This window comes from Streptomyces sp. NPDC057854, assembly GCF_042797055.1.
Taxonomy (GTDB): domain Bacteria; phylum Actinomycetota; class Actinomycetes; order Streptomycetales; family Streptomycetaceae; genus Streptomyces.
This window is the reverse complement of the sequence record NZ_JBHVMF010000036.1, coordinates 1-24,439: the sequence shown is the minus strand read 5'-3', so window position 1 is coordinate 24,439 and position 24,439 is coordinate 1. Positions and strand designations below refer to the sequence as shown.

General features: G+C 73.1%; 26 protein-coding genes. 19 read left to right on the top strand and 7 right to left on the bottom strand.

Translation table 11 applies throughout. The features are described 5' to 3' along the window. The first annotated feature begins 68 nt into the window (after positions 1-68). The 8 genes from ACFVQZ_RS34425 to ACFVQZ_RS34390 all read left to right on the top strand — a co-directional run bounded on the left by ACFVQZ_RS34425 (position 69) and on the right by ACFVQZ_RS34390 (position 6,619). Positions 69-794, top strand: coding sequence for a metalloregulator ArsR/SmtB family transcription factor (locus tag ACFVQZ_RS34425; protein WP_030492836.1), 726 nt, complete (start codon positions 69-71; stop codon positions 792-794). Next, entirely contained in the window at positions 791-2,206 is a 1,416-nt protein-coding gene (gene sufB, locus ACFVQZ_RS34420) for a Fe-S cluster assembly protein SufB (protein ID WP_030492835.1), read from the top strand. The genes ACFVQZ_RS34425 and sufB overlap by 4 nt, the downstream gene beginning before the upstream one ends. 68 nt (positions 2,207-2,274) lie before the next feature. Then, a complete protein-coding gene (gene sufD / locus ACFVQZ_RS34415) occupies positions 2,275-3,456 on the top strand; it encodes a Fe-S cluster assembly protein SufD (RefSeq protein ID WP_030492834.1) in 1,182 nt (393 codons plus the stop codon). Further along, entirely contained in the window at positions 3,456-3,773 is a 318-nt protein-coding gene (locus tag ACFVQZ_RS34410; protein WP_030492833.1) for a bifunctional 3-phenylpropionate/cinnamic acid dioxygenase ferredoxin subunit, read from the top strand. Before sufD ends, ACFVQZ_RS34410 begins: the two co-directional genes overlap by 1 nt. Positions 3,774-3,780: 7 nt before the next feature. After that, entirely contained in the window at positions 3,781-4,545 is a 765-nt protein-coding gene (gene sufC / locus ACFVQZ_RS34405; protein WP_030492832.1) for a Fe-S cluster assembly ATPase SufC, read from the top strand. Continuing rightward, complete coding sequence (locus tag ACFVQZ_RS34400) at positions 4,542-5,810, top strand: cysteine desulfurase (RefSeq protein WP_030492831.1); 1,269 nt, start codon at positions 4,542-4,544, stop codon at positions 5,808-5,810. Before sufC ends, ACFVQZ_RS34400 begins: the two co-directional genes overlap by 4 nt. A gap of 12 nt (positions 5,811-5,822) precedes the next feature. Then, positions 5,823-6,284, top strand: a complete 462-nt coding sequence (gene sufU / locus ACFVQZ_RS34395) for a Fe-S cluster assembly sulfur transfer protein SufU (RefSeq protein WP_030492830.1) — start codon at positions 5,823-5,825, stop codon at positions 6,282-6,284. Further along, complete coding sequence (locus ACFVQZ_RS34390; protein ID WP_030492829.1) at positions 6,281-6,619, top strand: metal-sulfur cluster assembly factor; 339 nt, start codon at positions 6,281-6,283, stop codon at positions 6,617-6,619. The genes sufU and ACFVQZ_RS34390 overlap by 4 nt, the downstream gene beginning before the upstream one ends. A 67-nt stretch (positions 6,620-6,686) precedes the next feature. Here the strand turns inward: ACFVQZ_RS34390 and ACFVQZ_RS34385 are convergent, their stop codons facing one another. Next, on the bottom strand, positions 6,687-7,742 hold the full coding sequence (locus tag ACFVQZ_RS34385; protein ID WP_383628744.1) for a hypothetical protein: 1,056 nt from the start codon (positions 7,740-7,742) through the stop codon (positions 6,687-6,689). 11 nt (positions 7,743-7,753) lie between these two features. On the opposite strand from ACFVQZ_RS34385, the gene ACFVQZ_RS34380 reads away from it, so the two are divergent. From ACFVQZ_RS34380 to ACFVQZ_RS34365, 4 genes are all read left to right on the top strand, one after another. Further along, entirely contained in the window at positions 7,754-8,125 is a 372-nt protein-coding gene (locus tag ACFVQZ_RS34380) for a DMT family transporter (RefSeq protein WP_383628772.1), read from the top strand. Then, positions 8,125-8,721, top strand: coding sequence for a TetR family transcriptional regulator (locus ACFVQZ_RS34375; RefSeq protein WP_030492826.1), 597 nt, complete (start codon positions 8,125-8,127; stop codon positions 8,719-8,721). Before ACFVQZ_RS34380 ends, ACFVQZ_RS34375 begins: the two co-directional genes overlap by 1 nt. A gap of 44 nt (positions 8,722-8,765) precedes the next feature. Beyond that, the gene (gene dapD / locus ACFVQZ_RS34370) at positions 8,766-9,752 is read left to right on the top strand and encodes a 2,3,4,5-tetrahydropyridine-2,6-dicarboxylate N-succinyltransferase (RefSeq protein WP_383628742.1); all 987 of its coding nucleotides are present in this window, start codon (positions 8,766-8,768) and stop codon (positions 9,750-9,752) included. Positions 9,753-9,906: 154 nt separating this feature from the next. Next, positions 9,907-10,125 (top strand): hypothetical protein, encoded by a 219-nt coding sequence (locus ACFVQZ_RS34365; protein ID WP_030492824.1) that lies wholly within the window; start codon positions 9,907-9,909, stop codon positions 10,123-10,125. Here ACFVQZ_RS34365 and dapA read toward each other — a convergent pair. Further along, on the bottom strand, positions 10,104-10,997 hold the full coding sequence (gene dapA, locus ACFVQZ_RS34360; RefSeq protein WP_030492823.1) for a 4-hydroxy-tetrahydrodipicolinate synthase: 894 nt from the start codon (positions 10,995-10,997) through the stop codon (positions 10,104-10,106). The genes ACFVQZ_RS34365 and dapA overlap by 22 nt on opposite strands. Positions 10,998-11,075: 78 nt before the next feature. Continuing rightward, positions 11,076-11,522, bottom strand: coding sequence for a GNAT family N-acetyltransferase (locus tag ACFVQZ_RS34355; protein ID WP_030492822.1), 447 nt, complete (start codon positions 11,520-11,522; stop codon positions 11,076-11,078). 65 nt (positions 11,523-11,587) lie between these two features. On the opposite strand from ACFVQZ_RS34355, the gene ACFVQZ_RS34350 reads away from it, so the two are divergent. Further along, on the top strand, positions 11,588-12,340 hold the full coding sequence (locus ACFVQZ_RS34350; RefSeq protein ID WP_383628739.1) for an antibiotic biosynthesis monooxygenase: 753 nt from the start codon (positions 11,588-11,590) through the stop codon (positions 12,338-12,340). An 11-nt stretch (positions 12,341-12,351) separates the two neighbouring features. Here ACFVQZ_RS34350 and ACFVQZ_RS34345 read toward each other — a convergent pair whose 3' ends face one another. Beyond that, positions 12,352-14,190, bottom strand: coding sequence for an endonuclease/exonuclease/phosphatase family protein (locus ACFVQZ_RS34345; protein ID WP_030492820.1), 1,839 nt, complete (start codon positions 14,188-14,190; stop codon positions 12,352-12,354). A 231-nt stretch (positions 14,191-14,421) separates the two neighbouring features. Between ACFVQZ_RS34345 and ACFVQZ_RS34340 the strand changes: the two genes are divergently transcribed. The 4 genes from ACFVQZ_RS34340 (at position 14,422) to ACFVQZ_RS34325 (ending at position 19,343) form a co-directional block, all read left to right on the top strand. Beyond that, the gene (locus ACFVQZ_RS34340; RefSeq protein ID WP_030492819.1) at positions 14,422-15,870 is read left to right on the top strand and encodes a hypothetical protein; all 1,449 of its coding nucleotides are present in this window, start codon (positions 14,422-14,424) and stop codon (positions 15,868-15,870) included. A 153-nt stretch (positions 15,871-16,023) separates the two neighbouring features. Then, positions 16,024-17,466, top strand: a complete 1,443-nt coding sequence (locus ACFVQZ_RS34335) for an alkaline phosphatase PhoX (RefSeq protein ID WP_383628736.1) — start codon at positions 16,024-16,026, stop codon at positions 17,464-17,466. 128 nt (positions 17,467-17,594) lie between these two features. Then, positions 17,595-18,296, top strand: a complete 702-nt coding sequence (locus ACFVQZ_RS34330; protein WP_030492817.1) for a GntR family transcriptional regulator — start codon at positions 17,595-17,597, stop codon at positions 18,294-18,296. A gap of 30 nt (positions 18,297-18,326) precedes the next feature. Next, entirely contained in the window at positions 18,327-19,343 is a 1,017-nt protein-coding gene (locus ACFVQZ_RS34325) for a 1-aminocyclopropane-1-carboxylate deaminase (RefSeq protein ID WP_030492816.1), read from the top strand. A gap of 25 nt (positions 19,344-19,368) precedes the next feature. Here ACFVQZ_RS34325 and ACFVQZ_RS34320 read toward each other — a convergent pair whose 3' ends face one another. Beyond that, complete coding sequence (locus ACFVQZ_RS34320) at positions 19,369-20,619, bottom strand: TerD family protein (protein WP_030492815.1); 1,251 nt, start codon at positions 20,617-20,619, stop codon at positions 19,369-19,371. Positions 20,620-20,664: 45 nt separating this feature from the next. Further along, positions 20,665-20,904 carry a hypothetical protein gene (locus ACFVQZ_RS34315; RefSeq protein ID WP_030492814.1) on the bottom strand — a complete coding sequence of 80 codons (240 nt, stop codon included), beginning with the start codon at positions 20,902-20,904 and terminating at the stop codon, positions 20,665-20,667. Between the two features lie 55 nt (positions 20,905-20,959). Between ACFVQZ_RS34315 and ACFVQZ_RS34310 the strand changes: the two genes are divergently transcribed. After that, complete coding sequence (locus ACFVQZ_RS34310) at positions 20,960-21,934, top strand: AraC family transcriptional regulator (protein ID WP_383628733.1); 975 nt, start codon at positions 20,960-20,962, stop codon at positions 21,932-21,934. 221 nt (positions 21,935-22,155) lie between these two features. Here the strand turns inward: ACFVQZ_RS34310 and ACFVQZ_RS34305 are convergent, their stop codons facing one another. Continuing rightward, positions 22,156-22,974: an NAD(P)-dependent oxidoreductase gene (locus ACFVQZ_RS34305; RefSeq protein ID WP_030492812.1), complete on the bottom strand. Its 819-nt coding sequence runs from the start codon at positions 22,972-22,974 to the stop codon at positions 22,156-22,158. Between the two features lie 225 nt (positions 22,975-23,199). Here ACFVQZ_RS34305 and ACFVQZ_RS34300 point away from each other — a divergent pair, with 225 nt between their 5' ends. Beyond that, positions 23,200-24,351, top strand: coding sequence for a hypothetical protein (locus ACFVQZ_RS34300; RefSeq protein WP_383628731.1), 1,152 nt, complete (start codon positions 23,200-23,202; stop codon positions 24,349-24,351). Positions 24,352-24,439: the final 88 nt, after the last annotated feature.

The window sequence follows — 24,439 nt, the reverse complement described above, 5'->3', positions numbered from 1 at the left end:
ACGCACGCCATCGCGGCCGTGTCCGGCGCGGCTTGTCACTGCCCGATTAATTACGCAACAATGGCGTTGTGAAAAACCTTGGCGCGGCTCCGGCGGAGGAACTCGCGACCCGAGAGCGGTCCACACGCAACCGGGTCGCGCGCTCCATCCTGGACCACGGCCCGTCGACCGTGGCCGACCTCGCGGAGCGGCTGGGGCTCACCCAGGCCGCCGTCCGCCGGCACCTCGACGCGCTCGTCGCCGAGCAGGTCGTCGAGGCCCGCGAGAAGCGGGTCTACGGAGCCCGCACCCGCGGCCGTCCTGCCAAGGTCTTCGCGCTCACCGACTGCGGCCGGGACGCGTTCGACCAGTCGTACGACTCCCTCGCCGTCGAGGCGCTCCGCTGGATCGAGCGGAACGCCGGGGGAGAGGCGGCCGTCGCCGCCTTCGCCCGCGACCGGATCGAGGCCCAGGCCGAGGCCTACCGCGAGGCCGTGGAGTCGGTCGAGCCGGAGCGGCGGGCCGAGGCGCTGGCCAAGGCCCTGACGGCGGACGGGTACGCTGCCACTGCGCGCAACGCGCCGGTCGGCGAGCAGCTCTGCCAGCACCACTGCCCGGTCGCCCACGTCGCCGAGCAGTACCCCCAGCTGTGTGAGGCGGAGACGGAGATCTTCTCCCGCCTCCTGGGAACGCACGTCCAGCGCCTGGCCACCATCGCCCACGGCGACGGCGTCTGCACCACGTTCATCCCGCACAGCACCCCACAGACCACCGAATCAGCATCCGCAAGCACGGCCGGGAGGAACCCCGCATGACCACCGAGATCAGCCACCCCGAGCTCGAGGGCCTGGGTCGGTACGAGTACGGCTGGGCCGACTCCGACGCGGCCGGCGCCGCGGCCAAGCGCGGTCTGAACGAGGACGTCGTCCGCGACATCTCCTCGAAGAAGAACGAGCCCGAGTGGATGCTGAAGCTGCGTCTCAAGGGTCTGCGCCTCTTCGACAAGAAGCCCATGCCGACCTGGGGCTCCGACCTCGGCGGCATCGACTTCGACAACATCAAGTACTTCGTGCGGTCCACCGAGAAGCAGGCCGAGTCCTGGGAGGACCTGCCGGAGGACATCAAGAACACGTACGACAAGCTCGGCATCCCGGAGGCGGAGAAGCAGCGCCTCGTCGCCGGTGTCGCCGCCCAGTACGAGTCCGAGGTCGTCTACCACCAGATCCGCGAGGACCTGGAGGAGCAGGGCGTCATCTTCGTCGACACCGACACCGCGCTGAAGGAGCACGAGGAGCTCTTCAAGGAGTACTTCGGCACCGTCATCCCGGTCGGCGACAACAAGTTCGCCTCGCTGAACACGGCCGTGTGGTCCGGCGGATCGTTCATCTACGTGCCGAAGGGCGTGCACGTCGAGATCCCGCTCCAGGCGTACTTCCGCATCAACACCGAGAACATGGGTCAGTTCGAGCGGACGCTGATCATCGTCGACGAGGACGCCTACGTCCACTACGTCGAGGGCTGCACCGCCCCGATCTACTCCTCCGACTCGCTGCACTCCGCGGTCGTCGAGATCATCGTGAAGAAGGGCGGCCGCTGCCGCTACACGACGATCCAGAACTGGTCGAACAACGTCTACAACCTGGTGACCAAGCGCGCCGTCGCCTACGAGGGCGCCACCATGGAGTGGGTCGACGGCAACATCGGCTCCAAGGTCACCATGAAGTACCCGGCCGTCTACCTGATGGGCGAGCACGCCAAGGGCGAGACCCTGTCCATCGCCTTCGCGGGCGAGGGCCAGCACCAGGACGCCGGCGCCAAGATGGTCCACATGGCCCCGAACACCTCGTCGTCCATCGTCTCCAAGTCGGTGGCGCGCGGCGGCGGCCGCACCTCCTACCGCGGCCTCATCGAGATCGGCGAGGGCGCCCCCGGCGCCAAGTCCAACGTCCTCTGCGACGCCCTGCTCGTCGACACCATCTCCCGCTCCGACACGTACCCCTACGTGGACGTGCGCGAGGACGACGTGACCATGGGCCACGAGGCCACCGTCTCCAAGGTCTCCGAGGACCAGCTCTTCTACCTGATGCAGCGCGGCCTGACCGAGCAGGAGGCCATGGCGATGATCGTCCGCGGCTTCGTCGAGCCGATCGCCAAGGAGCTGCCGATGGAGTACGCGCTGGAGCTGAACCGGCTGATCGAGCTGCAGATGGAAGGCGCGGTCGGCTAGGACCGCCACCGCCCCGCCCGTACCGCAGCGACTGATTCTTTACGCAGGAAGAGAGCAAGACGACAGCCATGGCTGAGGCTCAGAACATCCCCGCGGGCTCCACCACCGCGGGCTCGATCGCGGTGGCCGCCGAGTCCACCGTCGCCACCCGCATGAGCGCCCCGCCGTCCTTCGACGTCGCGGACTTCCCCGTCCCGCACGGCCGCGAGGAGGAGTGGCGGTTCACCCCGCTCGCCCGCCTCCGCGGTCTGCACGACGGCACCGCCGTCGCCACCGGCGAGGGCGTCCGGGTCGAGATCGAGGCCCCCGAGGGCGTCACCGTGGAGACCGTCGGCCGCGACGACGAGCGGCTGCGCAAGGCCGGCAAGCCGGTCGACCGCGTCGCCGCCCAGGCGTACTCCTCCTTCGAGAAGGCGTCGGTCGTCACCGTCGCCAAGGAGGCCGTCCTCTCCGAGCCGATCCGCGTCGCCGTGCACGGCCAGGGCGGCGTCGCCTTCGGCCACCAGGTGATCGAGCTCGGCGCCTTCGCCGAGGCCGTCGTCGTCATCGACCACACCGGTGACGCGGTGCTCGCCGCCAACGTGGACTTCGTCCTCGGCGACGGCGCCAAGCTCACCGTCGTCTCCGTGCAGGACTGGGACAAGGACGCCGTCCACGTCGCCCAGCACAACGCGCTCCTCGGCCGCGACGCCTCCTTCAAGTCGGTCGTCGTCACCTTCGGCGGTGACGTCGTCCGCCTCCACCCGCGCGTCAGCTACTCCGCCCCCGGCGGCTCGGCCGAGCTCTTCGGCCTGTACTTCACCGACGCCGGCCAGCACCAGGAGCACCGCCTCCTCGTCGACCACAACACCCCGCACTGCACCTCGAACGTCGCCTACAAGGGCGCGCTCCAGGGCCAGGACGCGCACGCGGTGTGGATCGGCGACGTCCTCATCCAGGCCGCCGCCGAGGGCACCGACACCTACGAGCTCAACCGGAACCTCGTCCTCACCGACGGCGCCCGGGTCGACTCCGTGCCGAACCTGGAGATCGAGACCGGCGAGATCGCCGGCGCCGGCCACGCCTCCGCCACCGGCCGCTTCGACGACGAGCAGCTCTTCTACCTGATGGCCCGCGGCATCCCGGAGACCGAGGCCCGCCGCCTCGTCGTCCGCGGCTTCTTCGCCGAGCTGGTCCAGCAGATCGGCCTCCCGGACGTCGAGGAGCGCCTGATCGCCAAGGTCGACGCCGAGCTGGAGGCGTCCGTCTGATGGCCTTCGTCCGAGTCTGCGCGCTGAGCGAGCTGGAGGCCGACACCCCGAAGCGGGTCGAGGTCGACGGCACGCCGGTGTCGGTCGTCCGCACCGAGGGCGAGGTGTTCGCGATCAACGACATCTGCTCGCACGCCAACGTCTCCCTCTCGGAGGGCGAGGTCGAGGACTGCGCCATCGAGTGCTGGCTGCACGGTTCCAGCTTCGACCTCCGTACCGGCAAGCCGTCGGGCCTTCCCGCGACGCGCCCCGTCCCCGTGTACCCCGTAAAGATCGAAGGGGACGATGTGCTCGTCTCCGTCACCCAGGAGTCCTGAGTCACCCATGGCAACGCTCGAAATCCACGACCTGCACGTCTCCGTCGAGGCGGAGAACGGCCCCCGCGAGATCCTCAAGGGCGTCGACCTGACCATCAAGCAGGGCGAGACCCACGCGGTCATGGGCCCCAACGGCTCCGGCAAGTCGACCCTGGCGTACTCCCTGGCGGGCCACCCCAAGTACACGATCACCGGCGGCACCGTCACCCTCGACGGCGAGGACGTCCTGGAGATGTCCGTCGACGAGCGCGCCCGCGCCGGCGTCTTCCTCGCCATGCAGTACCCGGTCGAGGTTCCCGGCGTCTCGGTCTCCAACTTCCTGCGCACCTCCGCCACCGCCATCCGCGGTGAAGCCCCCAAGCTGCGCACCTGGGTCAAGGAGGTCAAGGAGGCCATGGAGAAGCTCTCCATGGACCCGGCCTTCGCCGAGCGCAACGTCAACGAGGGCTTCTCCGGCGGTGAGAAGAAGCGCCACGAGATCCTCCAGCTGGAGCTCCTCAAGCCGAAGATCGCGATCCTCGACGAGACCGACTCCGGCCTCGACGTCGACGCCCTGCGCATCGTCTCCGAGGGCGTCAACCGCGTCCGCGAGACCGGTGAGGTCGGCACCCTGCTGATCACCCACTACACGCGCATCCTGCGCTACATCAAGCCCGACTTCGTGCACGTGTTCGCGAACGGCCGCATCGTCGAGTCCGGCGGCGCCGAGCTCGCCGACCAGCTGGAGAACGAGGGCTACGACAAGTACGTGAAGGGTGGCGCATCCGCGTGACTTCCGCCCATCAGGGGCTGACCGGCCTCCTCGACACCGAGGCGATCCGCAAGGACTTCCCGCTGCTGGATCGCACGGTCCACGACGGCAAGAAGATCGTGTACCTGGACTCGGCGGCGACCTCGCAGAAGCCGCGCCAGGTCCTCGACGCGCTCAACGCGTACTACGAGCGGCACAACGCCAACGTCCACCGCGGCGTCTACACGGTCGCCGAGGAGGCCACCGCGCTGTACGAAGGCGCGCGTGACAAGGTCGCCGCCTTCATCAACGCGCCGAGCCGCAACGAGGTGATCTTCACCAAGAACGCCTCCGAGTCGCTCAACCTCGTGGCCAACATGCTCGGCTGGGCCGAGGACCCCTACCGGGTCGACCACGAGACCGAGATCGCCATCACGGAGATGGAGCACCACTCCAACATCGTCCCGTGGCAGCTGCTCTCGCAGCGCACCGGCGCGAAGCTGAAGTGGTTCGGCCTCACCGACGACGGCCGTCTCGACCTGTCGAACATCGACGAGGTCATCACGGAGAAGACGAAGATCGTCTCCTTCACGCTGGTCTCCAACCTGCTCGGCACCCAGAACCCGGTCGAGACCATCGTCCGGCGCGCCCAGGAGGTCGGTGCGCTCGTCTGCATCGACGCCTCCCAGGCGGCCCCGCACATGGTCCTGGACGTGCAGGCGCTCCAGGCCGACTTCGTGGCCTTCACCGGCCACAAGATGTGCGGCCCCACCGGCATCGGCGTGCTGTGGGGACGGCAGGAACTCCTGGAGGACCTGCCGCCCTTCCTCGGCGGCGGCGAGATGATCGAGACCGTCTCGATGCACTCCTCCACCTACGCGCCGGCCCCGCACAAGTTCGAGGCCGGTACGCCCCCGATCGCCCAGGCCGTCGGCCTCGGCGCGGCCGTGGACTACCTGTCGGCGATCGGCATGGAGAACATCGCCCGCCATGAGCACGCGATCACCGAGTACGCCGTCCGCCGCCTCCAGGAGGTCCCCGACCTGCGGATCATCGGCCCCACCACGGCCGAGGACCGCGGCGCCGCGATCTCCTTCACGCTCGGGGACATCCACCCCCACGACGTGGGGCAGGTGCTGGACGAGCAGGGCATCGCGGTCCGGGTCGGCCACCACTGCGCGCGGCCGGTCTGCCTGCGGTACGGAATTCCTGCGACCACGCGGGCGTCGTTCTACCTGTACTCCACTCCGGCCGAGGTCGACGCCCTGGTCGAGGGGCTGGAGCACGTCCGTAACTTCTTCGGATAGGGCGGCTGACCTGTGAAGCTGGATTCGATGTACCAGGACGTCATCCTGGACCACTACAAGCACCCGCACGGGCGGGGCTTGCGGGACGGCGACGCCGAGGTGCACCACGTCAACCCGACGTGCGGCGACGAGATCACGCTCCGCGTGAAGTACGACGGCGACCGGATCGAGGACGTGTCGTACGAGGGCCAGGGCTGCTCCATCAGCCAGGCGTCGGCCTCCGTCCTCAACGACCTCCTGGTCGGCAAGGAGCTGGCCGAGGCACGGCGGATCCAGGAGACCTTCCTGGAGCTGATGCAGTCCAAGGGCCAGATCGAGCCGGACGACGCCATGGAGGAGGTGCTGGAGGACGCGGTGGCGTTCGCCGGCGTCTCCAAGTACCCGGCCCGGGTGAAGTGCGCGCTGCTCAGCTGGATGGCGTGGAAGGACGCGACGGCCCAGGCCCTGGGTGACGCGGAGAGGAAGTCGGCATGACTGAGAACACCGAGGCCGCGCTCAAGCCGGCCACCGAGGAAGAGATCCGCGAGGCGCTGTACGACGTCGTCGACCCCGAGCTGGGCATCGACGTCGTCAACCTCGGCCTGATCTACGGCATCCACATCGACGACGCCAACATCGCGACGCTCGACATGACGCTGACCTCGGCGGCCTGTCCGCTGACCGACGTCATCGAGGACCAGGCCCGCGCGGCCACCGACGGCATCGTCAACGAGCTGCGCATCAACTGGGTCTGGATGCCCCCGTGGGGCCCGGACAAGATCACCGACGACGGCCGCGAGCAGCTGCGCGCGCTCGGCTTCAACGTCTGAGATCGACCGTATGGGAAGAGGCCCCCGGCACACCGCCGGGGGCCTCTTCCCGTGCGCGCGGGTGCCGTCAGACGGCCGCCTCGGCGGCCAGCGCCGGGGCCAGGTTCTCCCGGCGGATGCGCTGGTCGACGTAGAGCAGGGCGGAGACCAGCGGCTGCAGCGGGGCCAGCAGGGCCTGGGCGAGCAACTGCACCAGGCCGACCGCCGCGATCAGGCCGCCGACGGCGGCGAAGGCCGTGCCCGGGGCACCGTCGTCGGGGACCGCGAACAGCGAGAACTGGGTCACCAGCGAGACGCCCATCTGCACCGTGAACGAGACGGCGGAGACGATCAGCACCATCACCAGCGTGTAGCCGAGGATCCGCCACCACGAGCCGCGCACCAGCTCCGCCGAGCGGCGCATCGCGGTCAGCGGGCCCGCCGACTCGATCACCGCGGCGGCCGGGGCGAGGCTGAACTTCACCAAGATCCAGACGGCGACCGGCAGAGTGGCGGTGCTGAGCAGCAGCACCAGCAGGCCGGCGACCGCGAGACCGGTGCCGTCGCCGGTGAGCTCCCGCTCGCTCGCGATGCTCACGAGCAGCGCGGCCAGCATCAGACAGAGCCCGACCAGGAAGAGCAGCATCGGGACGAGGGCGGCCAGGGCCGTGAGGACGAGCGAGCCGAGCGTCGCCCCCACCCGGGACCAGGCCCGCCGCCACACCGCCCCGAAGCCGATCGCCCGGCCGACCACGGCCTCCTGCACCACCACCGCCACGGCGGCGTACAGCAGCGCGGTGGCGAACAGCAGTCCCACGGCGCAGGCCAGCCAGACGGCGCCGACGCCGACGAAGAGCGCGGTCAGGTCCGGCACGGCGCCGTCCCGGGCCGGAGCGTCCGCCCAGCGCTCGTACCGGTCGGCGAGGGCGGCCCAGGCGGCCAGGCCGACCACGACGATCAGCACGCCGGCCACCGCGTAACTGGCCAGCGCGACGCCCAGGAGCACCTTTCCGTGCCGGCGGTACGTGTCGAAGGCGCCGACCATCACGTCGCCGAGCCCGAGCGGCGCCAGCGGTATCACGCCGGGCCTGGAAGGCGGCGCGGGAGCGTAGCCGTACCCGTACGGCCCAGAGGGGTGAGTCATGCGCACACGGTATCGGCCCGCCTTGTGTACGCCCGTACACAACGACGGATACCCTCGGACGCATGGGTTACGGACTGCTCGCCGGGGCCATCGCGGCCGAGATCATCGCCACCACCTCCATGAAGTACAGCGAGGGCTTCACCCGCCTCTGGCCCTCGGTCGTCACCGGCGCCGGCTACCTCGTCGCCTTCGCGCTGCTCGCCCAGGCCCTCAAGACCCTCCAGGTCGGCACGGCCTACGCCATCTGGTCCGGCGTCGGCACCGCCGCCGTCGCCGGCATCGGGATCCTCTTCCTCGGCGAGACCCTCAGCCTCGCCAAGATCGCCGGGATCGTCCTCATCATCGCCGGCGTCGCCGTCCTCAACCTGGGCGGGGCGCACTGATGGCCCGGCCCCGGCGGTACGACCCCGGGCGGCGCGACCGGATCGTGGACGCCGCCCTCGCGGTGGTGCGCCGGGACGGGATCGGCGCGCTCAGCCACCGCACCGCCGCCGCCGAGGCCGACGTGCCGCTCGGCTCCACCACCTACCACTTCGGCTCCCTCGACGACCTCCTCGTCGCCGCCCTCCGCAAGGCCGGCGCCGGCTTCGCCGAGGAGCTGCGCACCCGGCCCGCCCACCCGGCGGGCACCCTCGCCGACGGGCTCGCCCGGCTGCTCGGCGGCCGGCTCGGGGCCGAACGCGCCCAGGCGGAACGGGAGTACGAGCTCCACCTCGCCGCCCTGCGCCGCCCCGCGCTGCGGCCCGTCGCCGCCGCATGGGCCGAGGAGGCCGTCACCGCGCTCGCCCCGCACACCGGGCGGACCACCGCCCGCGCCCTGGTCGCCCTGATGGACGGCATCGCCCTCCAGGTCCTGCTCACCGGCACGCCCTACGACGAGGCTTACGCCCGGGAGATGATCGCCCGGATCCTGAACGAAGCGCCGAACGGCGGGACCGGGGCCTCGTCGGAAGCTCCGGGCGGCCCGACCGGCACCTGAGACCGGTTGGCCCGCGCGGGGCCTCGCCGGTTAGGTTTTCCGTCATGACCACCACTGCTCCCCGTACCACCGGCGCCGTCGCCGCCGGCCTCGCCACCGTCGCCGGCGACGGCACCGTTCTCGACACCTGGTTCCCCGCCCCCGAGCTCACCGAGGCGCCCGGCCCGGCCGGCACCACGCGCCTCTCCCCGGACGAGGCGGTGAACGCCCTCGGCGAGGGCGCCGCCAAGGCCATCGGCGTGGACGCCCGCCGCGGCGTCGAGGTGGTCGCCGTCCGCACCGTCATCGCCTCGCTGGACGAGAAGCCGCTCGACGCGCACGACGCCTACCTCCGTCTCCACCTGCTGAGCCACCGCCTGGTGAAGCCGCACGGCCAGAGCCTGGACGGCGTCTTCGGCCTGCTCGCCAACGTCGCCTGGACCTCGCTCGGCCCGGTCGCCGTCGACGACGTCGAGAAGGTGCGGCTCAACGCCCGTGCCGAGGGCCTGCACCTCCAGGTCACCTCGATCGACAAGTTCCCCCGCATGACCGACTACGTCGTGCCCGCCGGCGTCCGGATCGCCGACGCCGACCGGGTCCGCCTCGGCGCCCACCTCGCCGCCGGCACCACCGTCATGCACGAGGGCTTCGTCAACTTCAACGCCGGCACGCTCGGCGCCTCCATGGTCGAGGGCCGCATCTCGGCCGGCGTCGTCGTCGGCGACGGTTCCGACATCGGCGGCGGCGCCTCCACCATGGGCACCCTGTCCGGCGGCGGCAACGTGGTCATCTCCATCGGCGAGCGCTGCCTGATCGGCGCCGAGGCGGGCGTCGGCATCGCGCTCGGCGACGAGTGCGTCGTCGAGGCCGGCCTGTACGTCACCGCCGGCACCCGGGTCACGATGCCCGACGGGCAGATCGTCAAGGCCCGCGAGCTGTCCGGGCAGTCGAACATCCTCTTCCGCCGCAACTCGGTCACCGGCGCCGTCGAGGCCCGCCCGAACAACGCGGTCTGGGGCGGCCTCAACGACATCCTGCACAGCCACAACTGACGGTCCGGCCCCGCCCGCCCTCCCCGGCCCGCTCCGGCGGGCCGGGGAGGGCGGCGCGCAGGCCGTCGCGACCGGAGGGCAACCGAACCCCGTCACGGAGCGTTGAGCACCCCGGAGCGGAGTGCTCCACCGAGAGACGAGGCGAGGAGTCGACATGAGGACGAAGCCCATGGTGGCCGGGGTGCTGGCCGCCGCGGCGGTGCTGCTGCCGGCGGGGGCCGCCCGGGCGGACGAGACGCACACGCACAACGGGCCGACGGTGACGAACGGCCCCAGTCTCGTCCTGCACACCGGTCAGATCGACGACCCGCTGGAGGACGTCCTGGAGCACGCGGCGATCCTCGGGCGGACCTACACCACCGACGCCGCCTGATCCAGCTCCGCGAGCAGGGCGCGCAGCCCGTCGGCCGTCTCCCGGCCGGCGGGCCGCAGCGGTTCCCGGACCGGGCCGCCGAGGAGCGCCTTCACGGTGACCGTGCCGGGCAGCCCGGCCGCCATCATCCGCTCGACCAGCGGCAGCGTGCGCGCGTGCAGCCGGGCGGCCAGCGCGGTGTCGCCGGCGTCGTACGCGTCGAGGACGGCGGCGAACGGGCGCGGCGCCACGTTCGCGACCGTGCTCACGTAGCCGGCGCCGCCGACCGCGTACAGCGGCAGGTTCAGCTCCTCGCTGCCGGAGTAGTACGCCAGCCCCGTCTCGGCGATCAGCCGGGCGGAGGCGAGCAGGTCGCAGGAGCAGTCCTTGACGGCCGTGATCCGCGGGTGCGCGGCGAGCCGGCGCATCGTGCCGGGTTCGACGCGGGTGCCGGTGCGGCCGGGGATGTCGTAGACCATCACGGGCAGTCCGGTGGCGTCCGCGACCTTGAGGAAGTGGGCGGCGACCGCGTCCTGCGGCGGGCGGCTGTAGTACGGGGTGACGACGAGCAGCCCGTCGGCGCCGGCCGCCTCCGCCTGCCGGGCCAGCTCCACGGTGTGCCGGGTGTCGGCCGTGCCGACGCCGGCGACCAGCGCCGGGGCCGGGCCGACCGCTTCCCGCACCGCCCGGATCAGCGCCGCCTTCTCCTCGTCCGAGGTGGTGGGGGACTCGCCGGTGGTGCCGTTCAGGACCAGTCCGTCGCAGCCCTCGCCGACCAGCCGGGCGGCCAGCTTCCCGGCGGCGTCGAGGTCGAGGGCGCCGGAGTCGGTGAAGGGGGTGACCATCGCGCAGAGGGCGCGGCCGAAGGGGCGGTGCGTTCCCGGAGTGCTCATGCGGGAAGTCTGGCCGCGTCCGTCCCGTAAGGTCCACTTAGATCTGCTTCGGCGGAACGTTCAGCCCGGGTGAAGGGTTCAGAGCGCCAGCTTGAAGCCCTCGTGGCTGCGGGCGTAGCCGAGCGAGGCGTAGAAGCGGTGGGCGGCGGCGCGCTCCTTGTTGCTGGTCAGCTGGACGAGGGCGCAGCCGCGGGCCCGCGCCCGGTCGGCGGCCAGCTCCATCAGTCGGCGGCCCAGGCCCGTGCCCCGGAGGTCGGCCCGGATCCGGACGGCCTCGATCAGCGCCCGCTCGGCGCCGCCCTTGCCGAGGCCGGGGATGTAGGTGGCCTGGAGGCAGCCGAGGACGAGGCCGTCGTCGGCGGCCAGGACCAGCATCTCGTTGCGGGGGTCGGCCTCGATGGCCGCGAAGGCGCGCTCGTACGCCTCGGTGACCCGGACGGCCGCCGGGTCGACGACCCGCTCCTCCTCGGCCAGGAGGGCGAGGACGGCGGGGAGTTCGGCGCGGGTGGCGGGGCGGAGGATCATGGGCCGAAGTCTGCCACGCGGAAAACCCTTGACCTCGACCAAGGTTGAGGAAGGAGGCTCGGGTCATGCGCACCGAGCAGAAGGAGCCCCGCATGAAGACCGTCGCACGCCCCGGCGCCCGTCCCGATCTGCACCGTCCCGGAGTCGGCGCCGTCCTCGTCAGCACCTGGCGGGTCGGCACCCCCGAGCGCCAGGAGGCCGCCGTGGAGGCCATCCGCACGACCTGGGAGCGGCGGGCGTGGCCCACCCCCGACCTGCTTTCGTACAGCGTCCTCGCCGGCACCGACGGAGAGACGCTGCTGCACTACTCGCAGTGGACCGAGGAGAAGGCGTACGAGGAGTTCGTCCGCACCTTCCGGGACGACCGGAACGCCGAGATCGACGCCGCCGTGCCCGGCATCGAGCGCGTCGAGCTCCGCCGGTACGGGCCGATCCACCGCTCGACCGTCCACCGCGCGGCGGGCCCGGGGAAGGAGCCGGGGATCGTCGTGGTCGTCGAGGCCGACTTCGACGCCGGGGCGGCCGGCGACGGACGGCGGGAGGAGTGGGTGGAGCGCGTCCTCGCCGCGCTGGCGGACGACGAGGCCACGGCGGCCCGGCCGGCGTCCGGCGGGATCAGCGGCAACTTCCACCTGTCCGCCGACGGCGGCCGGGTCCTCAACTACGCCGAGTGGGAGAGCGAGCGGGCCCACGAGGAATGGCTCGCGGACGACGCCCCGCTGAGCGAGGCGTGGCGCCGGGTGCAGTACGACCCGCGGCTCGTGGGCGGCCGGGTACGGCGCTACGCGCCCGCGCTCGGCCTGAGCGCGGACGCGTAGCGCCCTCCGGGTCACGGGCGGAAGCGCAGCACCTGCGGGTCGTGGTCGCTGTCCTGGTCCGCGAACTCGGCGTTGATGTGCACGCTGTCGTACGCGAAGCGGTGCACGCCGGGGCTGGTCAGGATCTGGTCGAGGACCTGGCTGTTGCCCTGGTAGACGTACGAGTACCGCTCCGAGGCCGGCAGCGACGTCACGGCCGGGTACAGCACGCCGCCGTCGGTCAGCGCCTCGGTGGTGGCGGAGAACTCGAAGTCGTTGATGTCGCCGACGACGAGGACGTCCGCCTGCTTGTCGAGCGCCACGACGTCCTTCACGAAGGCGTTGACGGCCTGCGCCTGGAGGTGGCGCTTCGCCTCGGAGGAACGGTTCGGCGGCTGGTGGTGGGAGGTCAGGCCCTCGTCGCCGCCCTTCGAGCCGAAGTGGTTGGCGACGACGATGACCGTCCGGCCGCGGAAGAGGAACTCGCCGGCGAGCGGCTTGCGGCTGTTCTCCCACGCGGTGTTCGCCGGGTCGATCCGGCCGGGGGAGAGGGTGAGGGCGGCGCGGCCCTTGGTGCCGGTGACGGCGGTCGCGGTGGTCGCGTCGCCGCCCGGGCGGTCCACGAAGGAGACCCGCTCCGGGTTGAAGAGGAACACCTGGCGGATGTTGCCGCCGGGCTCGCCGCCGTCCTTGTTGTTCTCCGGGTCGATCGAGCGCCACTCGTACGCCGGGCCGCCGGCCGCGACGATCGCGTCCGTGAACTTCTTCAGCGTCTGGCCGGCCGAGACCGTGCCGTCGTTCTTGGCGCCGTTGTCGTCCTGGATCTCCTCCAGGGCGACGATGTCGGGCGCGGCGAGGTTCTCGACGACCGCCTTCGCGAGCGCGTCGAACTTCTCCTGCGGGTCGGTCGGGTCGAGGTTCTCCACGTTGTACGTGGCCACGGCCAGCTCGTTCTTGTGCTGCTTCGCGGTGACCTCGCGCTCCAGGCCCATGTCCTGGACGGTGCCGAGGGTGCGGGCGGTCAGCGTGTAGCCGCCGAACTGGTTGAAGTCGAGCGGGCCCTCGGTCGAACCGGTCAGCCAGTCGCCGACGTTCGCCTTCGGGAAGGGCTGCTGGGCGGTCGGGACCAGCGACTGGATCTGGAGCCGGCCGGTGTTCTGGGAGGCGTACGAGCCGTAGACCGTGCCGCCGCGCTCGTTGTCGTTCTCCCAAGGCTTCACCGTGACCCACAGCTCGGAGTACGGGTCGGTGGCGCCGACCACCCGGGAGGAGCCGACGCGGACGTTGGTGCCCTCCAGGGACTCGTAGTAGTCCAGGGCGTACGTGTCGGGGTCCAGCTCCAGGCCGTTGATCGAGCCGCCGTTCGCCGGGTCGCCCTCGGGGGCGTACGCGTCCGGCACCGACCAGGGGGCGATGTGGACCGGGGCGGGCAGCGCGTTGCCCTTCGACACCACGGTGACCTTGGGGCGGGACAGCTGGGTCAGCGACTGGTTGCCGGAGTTCAGGCCGCCGGGGACGTACTCGGTGACCGTGCCGTCCACGCTGACCGCGTCGCCGACGGCCACCGCCGGGGTGGAGCCCGTGAAGACGAACAGGCCCTCGCTGGTGGCCGGGTTCCCGTCGCCCTGCGGGTCCTGCATCCAGAAGCCGCGCGAGGATCCGTAGGTCCGGACGCCGGTGACGACGCCCGTCACGCCGGTGACCTGCTTGCCGGCCAGCGGCGAGACCCGGGTGGTGCCCTGGACGTCGTGGATGCGGACGGCGGCGGTGTCCTCGGCCGCGGCGCTCTGCGAGCCGGCGAGGAGTCCGGCCGCGAGCGCCGCCGCGACCACCGCGGAGACGGCGGCGGTTCTCGGTATGGAGGAAGACATCAGGAGGCTCCGAGGGTGCTTGGAGGAACGGCAGAGGGATCTACGCGCGTCAATCTCCGTGGGGAGCACCCCACTTGTCAAGGGTCGACGGGTGTACGAAGGCTGACGGATCCGTGAACCGGCGGGCGGGCCCCCGGATGCGTCTACGCTGAGACGCCGGCCCCACCGGTGCCGCCCGGTCCCCACCGGTCCACCCCACCGATCCACGCGCGCGTCGAGGAGATCCCCCACATGGCTGCGGAGCACCCCACCCTTCCCCCCGTTCGGCTGCCCTCGGACGCGGAGCTGGCTCGGGACGCCCTGGCCGCCCCCCTCCTCGCCCACGCCGTGCGCCTCGCCCGCTGGGCCGGCCCCGGCACCCGCGTCGGCGCGGGCGGCGAACTCGTCGACGAGCAGCTGCCGGAGGCCGCCGGCGTCCTCGGGCTCGGCGACGACGAGGACGCCGAGTACTGGGCGGGCGACGCCTGGCGGCTCGCCGTCGACACCGGCCTGGTCGACGTCGAGGACGGCGCCGACGACGACACCCCCGGCACCGCCGCCCCCGGCGAGAACCTCGCCGTCGTCACCGGCGGCGCGCCCCGGGACGTGCTCGCGCTCTGGCTCGACGCCTTCGAGGCCGTCTTCGGCGACGCCGTCGCCCCCGTCCTCGACGACCTGGAGCCGCTGCTCGACGAGGACGGTGGCCTCGACCTCGACAGCCTCGACTGGGACCCGGAGGCGGAGGCCGACTTCCTGGAGGGCGTCCTCGGCAACCTCTACCTGCTGACCGTCAGCGACGGCGGCCCCGGCGACGGCCCGGTGCCGCTGCCCGCCCTCGCCGCCTCCATGGTCGTCCCCGACGACATGGGCGAGCCCACCGACGACGTCCTGGAGCAGGTCTCCGACGCGATGATGCGGCTCGACGAGCAGTTCCGGCTCCTGGAGCCCATCGGCCTCGTCGAGTACCAGCCCGTGGACGAGGCCCTGATGGCGGAGGAGGGCGAGGAGCCCGCGCCGCCCGTCGACGACGAGGACGTCACCCGCTACGGCATGGTCCGGCTCACCCCGCTCGGCCTCTACGGCGTCCGCACCCGCATGGTCGAGGCCGGCGTCGACGCGCCCGTCGTCGGCGACCTCGCGGAGAAGGACGCCGACGCCCTCCTCGCCGGCCTCGCCGGCTACCCCGAGTCCGCCGCCCGCGCCGAGACCGAGGCGTGGCTCGCCGGCCGCGAGCCGGTGCCCGCCGCCGCCGAACTCCTCGCCGCCGCCCGCGGCTCCGACCCCGCCTCGCCGCTGCGCCGCCTCCACTGCCAGCAGGCCCTCGCCCTCGTCGGCGCCGACGCCGAGCCGGTGGTCCGCGCCGTCCTCGACGACCCCGAGCTCGGCGGCCTCGCCCGCGTCTGGCTCGCCGAGCGCGGCGCCACCGACGTGCCGCCGCCGCCGGAGTCCATGATCTTCTGGCTCGCCGTCGACACCATCGCCGCCCAGCTCGACGCCTCCGGCGCCCCCGCCGAACTCCAGGAGCTCATCGAGGGCCTGACCAGCCGGCACACCGGCTTCCTGGAGACCGCCTGGCGGGTCGAGCACCCCGCCACCGCCGACGTCCTCGACGCCATGGGCCGGCTCCACCCGGACAAGAACGCCGCCAAGGAGGCCCGCAAGGCCGCCTTCAAGGCCCGCTCCCGCGCCGGCTCCGCCTGACGGACGCCCCCGTCGCGCCGGACGCGGAGCGCCCTTCCCCGGACCGGGGAGAGGCGCTCCGCGGCCGTTCCCGCGGCGTTCAGCCGCCGTTCCCGCGGGCGCGCGAGGGTGTGCGCGACAACCGGCACTCAGCTTGGGGAGAGACCGCACACCATGGCGCTCAACCGCAGAGAGTTCACCCAGAAGTCCGCCGTCGCCGGCTTCGCCCTCACCGGCGCCGTCGGTGTGCTCGCCACCGCCCCCGAGGCCCTCGCGAGCGACGACGACGCCCACGGCGGCCCCGGCGGCGAGCGCGGCGACCACGACCACGGCCGCGGCCACCACCGCCTCGGCTACGGCCCGCTGGTCGCCGACCCCGACGGCATCCTCGCCCTGCCCGAGGGCTTCACCTACCGGGTGATCACCCGCACCGGGGTCACCCGCCTGGAGACCGGCGAGTTCACCCCCGCCAAGCACGACGGCACCGCCGCCTTCGCCGGCCCGCGCGGCGTCACGTACCTGGTGAACAACCACGAGATCAAGGGCGACCGCGCCAAGGTCGAGTTCCCCGTCCCGCTCGCCGAGGGACTCGTCTACGACCCGAAGGCGGCCGGCGGCTGCACCGTCGTCGAGGTGCACCGCGACGGCACCGTCGCCGAGTGGGTCGGCATCGCCGGCACCTCCACCAACTGCGCGGGCGGTCGCACCGACTGGGGCACCTGGCTCACCTGCGAGGAGAACTCCGACCTCGCCGGCAAGAACGGCATGACCAAGGACCACGGCTACGTCTTCGAGGTCGACCCCCGCGACCGCCGGGCCAACCTCGACCCCAAGCCCCTCAAGTTCTTCGGCCGGTACGACCACGAGGCCGTCGTCATCGACCCGAAGCGCGGCCACGCCTACCTCACCGAGGACGCCTCCGGCCCCAACGGCCTCCTCTTCCGCTGGGTCCCGCCGCAGGGCTTCGCGCACGGCCGCGGCCGGCTGCGCACCCTCGCCGACGACGCCGGCGTCCTCCAGGCCGCCAAGTGCATCGACTCCGGCGGCCGGTTCGTCGACGACCTGTCCCGCGCCACCCGCATCGGCACCGTCTACGGCGTCGACTGGGTGGACGTCCCCGACCGCGACGCCCGCACCACCCCCGTCCGCAAGCAGTTCACCGACGGCCAGGTCACCCGCGGCCGGAAGCTGGAGGGCATGTGGTGGGCCGACGGCGGCGCGTACGTGGTCTCCTCGTACGCCCGTGAGGAGAGCCCCGGCACGCCCCACGACGGCCAGGTCTGGTTCTACGACCCCAAGCGCCGCACCCTCACCCTCAAGGTGCTGTTCGGCGTGAACCCCGCGCCCGGCCAGGACGGGGCCTACGACGCCCCCGACAACATCACCGTCTCCCCGTACGGCGGGATCGTCATCGCCGAGGACGGCGAGGGCGTCCAGCACCTCGTCGGCGCCACCGACTCCGGCCGCACCTACCCGATCGCCCGGAACGACCTCAACGACAGCGAGTTCGCCGGCGTCGTCTTCTCGCCCGACGGCGACACCCTGTACGCGTCCATCCAGAACCCGGGGATCATGGTCGCGATCACCGGCCCCTGGCGCCGCCAGCCCCGCCGCTGACGCCCCGCCGGCCCCCGGCCCGCCGGAGCCGGGGGCCTGTGAGGATTCGGGTCGGGAATCCGACGGGTTCCCGCCAGCTTCCAAGATCCTCTGTCCGCTTCCGGGACTGACATCTAACCTGTCAGTCCATGGACGACGTTCTGCGGCCCGTGGGCCGGACCCTGTTGCGCGACCGGGCCTACGAGTCGCTGCGCGAGGCGATCGTGCGCGGCGACCTGGCGCCCGGCGCCCTCCTCAAGGACGCCGACCTCGCCGACCGGCTCGGCCTCTCCCGCGCGCCCGTCCGCGACGCCCTCGCCCGGCTCACCGTCGAGGGCCTGGTCGAGACCAAGCCGCAGAGCTACACCCGGGTCACCCGGCCGGTCAGCCGGATCGTCCGCGACGCCGCCTCCGTGGTCCGGGTGATGCACGAACTCGCCGCCCGCACCGCCGTCCCGCTGCTGGGCCCCGAGGCCATCCGCGCCATGCGCGAGGCCAACGAGCGCTTCGCCGCCGCCGTCCGCGCCTCCGACGTCGAGACCGCCCTCGACGCCGACGACGAACTGCACCAGGTCCTCGTCGGCGCCAGCGGCAACCACGCCGCCGCCGCCACCATCGACCGCTACACCCCGCTGCTCCGCCGCGTCGAGCGCCGGCTCTTCGGGAACGCCGACAGCTGCGCCTCCGCCGAGCTGCACACCCGCCTCATCGACGCCTGCGCCGCCGGCGACGTGGACGAGGCCGTCCGGCTCACCAGCGAGATCTGGGCCGCCCTGGAACAGCTGGCCGACGACGCCATCGAGGTCGCCGAGGTCACGGGCATCCCCGCGCCCGCGCCCTCGGCGCCGTAACCCCGTCCGCCACTCCAGGGAGAGCCGCCCGTGCCGATCACCGACTTCGACCGCTACCCGCTCCTCTTCGGGCCGTCCCCGGTCCACCCCCTCGAACGCCTCGGCCACCACCTCGGCGGCGCGGCCCTGTGGGCCAAGCGCGAGGACTGCAACTCCGGTGTGGCGTACGGCGGGAACAAGACCCGCAAGCTGGAGTACCTGGTCGCGGACGCCCTCGCGCAGGGCTGCGACACCCTCGTCTCCATCGGCGGCGTGCAGTCCAACCACACCCGCCAGGTCGCCGCCGTCGCCGCCCGCGCCGGGCTGAAGTGCGTGCTGGTGCAGGAGAGCTGGGTCGATTGGCCCGACGCCGTCTACGACAAGGTCGGCAACATCCTGATCAGCCGGCTCGCGGGCGCCGACGTGCGGCTGGTCAGGGCCGGCTTCGGGATCGGCTTCAAGGAGAGCTGGGAGCAGGCGCTGCGCGAGGTCGAGGAGGGCGGCGGCAAGCCGTACGCGATCCCGGCCGGCGCCTCCGACCACCCGCTCGGCGGCCTCGGCTTCGCGAACTGGGCCTACGAGGTGGCCGAACAGGAGCGGGACCTCGGCGTCTTCTTCGACACGGTCGTGGTCTGCTCGGTGACCGGCTCCACCCAGGCCGGGATGGTCGCCGGCTTCGCCGCGCTCGCCGAGGAGGGCGGCCGGCCGCGCCGGATCATCGGCGTCGACGCCTCCGCGAAGCCCGCCGAGACCCACGACCAGATCACCCGGATCGCCCGGAACACCGCCGCCCTCATCGGCGTCGAGCGCGAACTCACCGGCGCCGACGTGGAGCTGGACGAGCGCTACCACGCCGGCGTCTACGGCGTCCCGGACGAGGCCACCCTCGACGCGATGCGGCTGGCCGCCCGCACCGAGGGCATGGTCACCGACCCGGTCTACGAGGGGAAGTCGATGGCCGGGCTGATCGACCTGGTGGACCGCGGCGAGATCGGCCGCTCCTCGACCGTGCTCTACGCCCACCTCGGCGGCCAGCCCGCCCTCAACGCCTACAGCGCGCTGTTCTAGGCGCGCCGCGGGACGGACCGGCCGCTCAGAGGGCCTGGGCGGCCGGCTTCACCATGCCCCGGACCGTCCGGGACTTCACGAACTCGCCCATCGCGGTCATCTCCCACTCGCCGGAGAACTGCTTGATGAGCTTGGCCATCATCACGCCGGTCTGCGGCTCGGCGGACGTCAGGTCGAAGCGGACCAGCTCCTCGCCGGTCGCCGCGTCCATCAGCCGGCAGTACGCCTTGGCGACCTCGGTGAACTTCTGCCCGGAGAACGAGTTCACCGTGAAGACCAGGCCGGTGGCGTCGGCCGGCAGCCGGCCCAGGTCGACGGTGATGACCTCGTCGTCGCCCGCGCCCTCGCCCGTCAGGTTGTCGCCCGAGTGCCGGACGGCCCCGCCGAGGATGGTCAGCTTGCCGAAGTAGCAGCTGTCCAGGTGGTTGCGCTGGGGGCCGTAGGCGATGACCGAGGCGTCCAGGTCGATGTCCTTGCCCCGGTACGCGGGCTCCCAGCCGAGGCCCATCTTCACCTGGGAGAGCAGCGGACGGCCGCCCTTGACCAGCGACACCGTCTGGTTCTTCTGGAGGCTGACCCGGCCCTTGTCCAGGTTGATCTTGCCGGTGGCGGCCGGGGCAGGGGCCGCGGGGGCGGGCGGCGCGGGGGCGGCGGAGGGGGCGGGGGTGCCGAAGGCGAACCGGGGGTCGTTCGGGCCGGGCGGCGTCACCAGCGTGGGCGGCGAGGCCGGCATCGGCGGGGCGGGCGGCGCGGCCGGGGCCTGGGGAGCGGCGGCGGCCGGCTCCTCGTCCACGGAGACGCCGAAGTCGGTGGCGATGCCGGCCAGGCCGTTCGCGTACCCCTGGCCGACGGCGCGGACCTTCCACGCGCCGTTGCGCAGGTAGATCTCGACGACCACCAGGGCCGTCTCGGTGGCCAGCTGGGGCGGGGTGAAGGTGGCGATGACCGCGCCGCTGTCGGCGTCGCGGACGGTGGCGGTGGGCTCGATGCCCTGGAAGGTCTGGCCTGCGGCGTCCGGACTGGCCGTGACCACGATCCTCTCGATGCCGGCGGGCAGGCCGCCGGTGTCCACCAGGATCGCGTCCGGGGCGGTGCCGCCGCCGGAGCGGTAGGTGACACCGGGCCCGGCGGGCTGGTTGTAGAAGATGAAGTCGTCGTCCGAGCGCACCTTGCCGTTGGCGCCGAGCAGCAGGCCCGAGACGTCGAGCCGCACGGGGGCGGCGACGTCCACCGCCACGCGGGGGGCGGTGAGCGGGAGGTTCGAGCCGGGGGTCATTGCGGTCATGCCTGGGTCAACGATCCGGGCCGCTTTGCCGTTCCCTTACCCGCGGCGGGTTGCGCCACCCCGGTGACGGGGGTGGTTCCGCGCCTGCCGCTCGTTGCCGAAGCGGTACGACCCCGTCCAGCGGGCCATCAGCAGCTGGACGTCGCCGGACGCGGCCTCGGCCAGGAACGTCGCGGCCCGGGCGCCGCGCAGCACGCCGGCGGGGCGGCCGTGGTGGGTGAGGACGACGGAACCGTCCTTGCGCTCTTCGTACGCGAATCCCTGGGGTCGTGGCATGCGGGGCATCCTGCCCGTTCCGGACGGGTCCGTCATATGAATTATCTTTCGCACCGTGGGTGCTGTGGGTGGGAGCTCTTTTACGACCGGGGACGTCGACGAGGCGCGCCAGGAACTGGACGCGCGCTACTACACGAGCCGGATGGACGTCGTCGACGAGCACCGGACCTTCGCGGCCCGCTTCGACATCGTCGAGTTCGGGCCGCTCGTCATCGGCGACCTGAGCTGCGGCGCCGACGTCCGGATGAGCTTCGGCGAGCTGGGCGCGTACCACGTCAACGCCCCGATGAGCGGCACCATGGAGATGCGCCAGGGACGCGGCCCCGCCGTCCGCGCCTCCGCCGGCGAGGCGCTGCTCCTCGACCCCGCCGGGGACACCTTCCTCGACCGCTGGAGCGGCGACGGGCGGATCCTCTCCGTCAAGGTCGGCGCCGCCGAACTGCGCGACCGTCTGGAGAGCCTGCTCGGCCGGCCGCCGCAGGGCCGCCTCGCCTTCCGGCCCGGCCTCGACATCGCGCGCGGCCCCGGTCTCGGCTGGGTGCGGTTCGCCCGCCGGGTCGCCGCCGAGGCGCTGGCCGGGGAGGGCCCGGCCCACCACGAACTCGTCGCCCGCCCGCTCCAGGAGGCGCTGCTCAACGGCCTGCTGCTCGCCGCCGACCACCCCTGGCGGGACGAACTGGCCCACCCCGGCGGGCCGCGCCGCCCGGCCCCGGTCAAGCGCGCCATGGACGCGGTCCGGGAGCGCCCCGAACACCCCTTCACCACCGGGGAACTCGCGGCGCACGCGCGCGTGAGCGTCCGCCGGCTCCAGGAGTCCTTCCGGGAGTACGTCGGGATGTCGCCGATGGCGTACGTCCGCGAGGTCCGGCTGGAACGGGTGCGGGAGGAGCTGCGGGCGGCGGAGCCGGACGAGGTGAGCGTCAGCGAGGTCGCCTGGCGGTGGGGCTTCGCGCACCAGGGCAGGTTCGCCGCCCGCTACCGGGAGCGGTTCGGCGAGTCCCCGTCCCGGACGCTGCGCACGGCACCGTGAGCCGTCGGTGCGCCCCTGTCCGCCCCTGTGCTCCGGCCGGCCGCGCATTCCGGACAGAGGCCGCGTTCCGCGGCTCGCGGTGATCTTGGACGCGGCCTACCGTGGTCGCGTCCGGCGCTGCCAGCGCGCGCCGTCGAACCGGGCCCGGCCGGCTCCCCCGTATCACCGGCCGGGCCCGCGGACGTCCGCTCCGTCCCGGGCGCCGCACCGGCAGCGCCGGGTCAGGGCGCCGGCGGCCGCCAGCGCGGGGCGTCCCCGGTGTAGCCGCCGCCCAGGTACAGGTCGTCGGGGCTGCCCTCCGGCGGCAGGCCCTGCTCGGCGATCAGCTTCTCCGCGTACTCCTCCGAGTCGTCCCGCGGCGCGTAGCCGAGGGCGCGGGCGGTCGACAGGTCCCACCACGCGCGCGTGTTGGCGGAGGAGCCGTACACCACGGTGTGGCCGACGTCCGGCGCGGTGAGCGCGGCGTGCAGCAGCCGGGCGCAGTCGGCGGGGCTCAGCCAGAGGGACAGCATGCGGACCGAGGTGGGCTCGGGGAAGCAGGAGCCGATGCGGACCGAGACGGTCTCGACGCCGTGCCGGTCCCAGTACAGCTGGGCCAGGTCCTCCCCGAAGCACTTGGAGAGGCCGTAGAAGGTGTCGGGGCGGTGCGGAGTGGTGACCGGCACGAGGGGTTCGCCGGCGCGCGGGCGGCGGGTGAAGCCGACGGCGTGGTTGCTGGAGGCGAAGACGATCCGGCGGACGCCCTCCTCGCGGGCGGCCTCGTAGAGGTGGTGGAGGCCGGTGATGTTGGCGGCGACGACCGCGTCGAAGTCCGCCTCCCGGGAGATGCCCGCGAGGTGCACGACCGCGTCCACGCCACGGACCGCCTCGCGCAGCGCCGCGCGGTCGGCGAGGTCGGCGACCAGCGCGTCCGGGGCGCCGGGCACGGGGACGGCGTCGAGGAGGCGGAGCGCGTACCCGTGGGCCGGGAGCAGCTCCCGCATCAGGGTGCCGACGCCGCCGGCGGCACCGGTGAGGAGGAGCGTGCGGGGTGCGGGCATCGGGGGGTTCTCCTCGGCTGGGGCGCGGGGCCCGGCGGGCCCGGGCCGTCCGCGGGTGGGGCATTCACGGACGTGGACACGCTAGGGAGGGGTCGAAGGGGCGTCAAGGCACTGCGCGGCCAGGGGCGTTCCTCTTGACCCGGGTGGCGGGGCGGGTTAGCGTGCGGGCGTCGTTCAAGGATGTGAACGGCGCTGGATTCCGTGCCGCGTACCCCCGGAGCGCCCGTGACCACCCCCGTCCGCCCCCGTGCGGGAGCCTTCCTCTACCCCTGGGACGTCGACGGCGACCCGGCCGCCCCCGCCCTCCTCGCCGGACTCGGCGTCCAGCAGGTCACCCTCGCCGCCGCCTACCACGGCACCCGGGCGTTCACCCCCCGCCACCCCCGCCGGCGGGTCGTCACCGCCGAACACGCCGCCGTGCTCTACCCGCCGGACCCGGACCGCTGGGCCGGCCGCCGGCTCGCCCCGTACCCGGCCGGCGACTGGGCCCCCGGCGACGCCTGGGCGCGCGCCGCCGACGCCCTCGACGGCACCGGGCTCGCCGTGCACAGCTGGGTCGTCCTCGCCCACAACTCCCGTCTCGGCGCCGAACATCCGGACACCTCCGTGGTCAACGCCCACGGCGACCGCTACCCCTGGGCCCCCTGCGTCGCCCACCCCGAGGTCCGCGCCCTCCTCGTCGGCCTCGCCGCCGAGGCCGCCGTCCGCCCCGGCGCCGCCGGCACCGAACTGGAGTCCTGTGGCTGGTACGGCTACGCCCACCTGCACGCCCACGACAAGACCGGCGGCATCCCGCTCGACGACCGCGCCCTGCTGCTGCTCTCCCTCTGCTTCTGCCCCCACTGCCGGCAGGGGTACGCGGACGAGGGCGCCGACCCCGACGCGCTGGCCGCCGCCGTCCGCGCCGCCCTCGCCCCGGTCTGGACCGGCACCGGCCCCGCCGGGGAGCCCGGCGCCCTCGCCGCGCCCGCCCTCGCCTGGCGCGCCCGGACCGCCCGCTCCTTCCAGGAGGAGGCCGTCGCCGCCGTCCGGGCCGCCGCCCCGCCCGGCTTCCGCGTCCTGCTGCACGCCGACCCGGACCCGTACGCCTGCGGCGCGGACGCCGGCACCGACCCCGCGCACGTCCTCGGCCTCGCCGACGGCGTGGTGGCCCGCCCCGGCCGGCTCGCCCCCTTCGCCGCCCGGCTGCGGCCCGGCACCACCCTCGCCGCCAACCTCTCCGTCGTCAGCGGCATGGGCGGCGCCCCCGGCCGGCTCGCCGAGGACGCCCGGCGGGCCGTCGCCGACGGCGCCACCGAACTCCGCCTCTACCACGCGGGCCTCGCCTCCGACGCCGACCTGGCGGCGGTCCGCACCGCCCTCGCGGACCTCGGCTAGGGCGTTTCCTTCGGATCATCTGATCGTTGGTTGATGTGTGTCGTTGACTGATGCCCAGTGGGCGAGGATCGAGCCGTTGCTGCCGGAC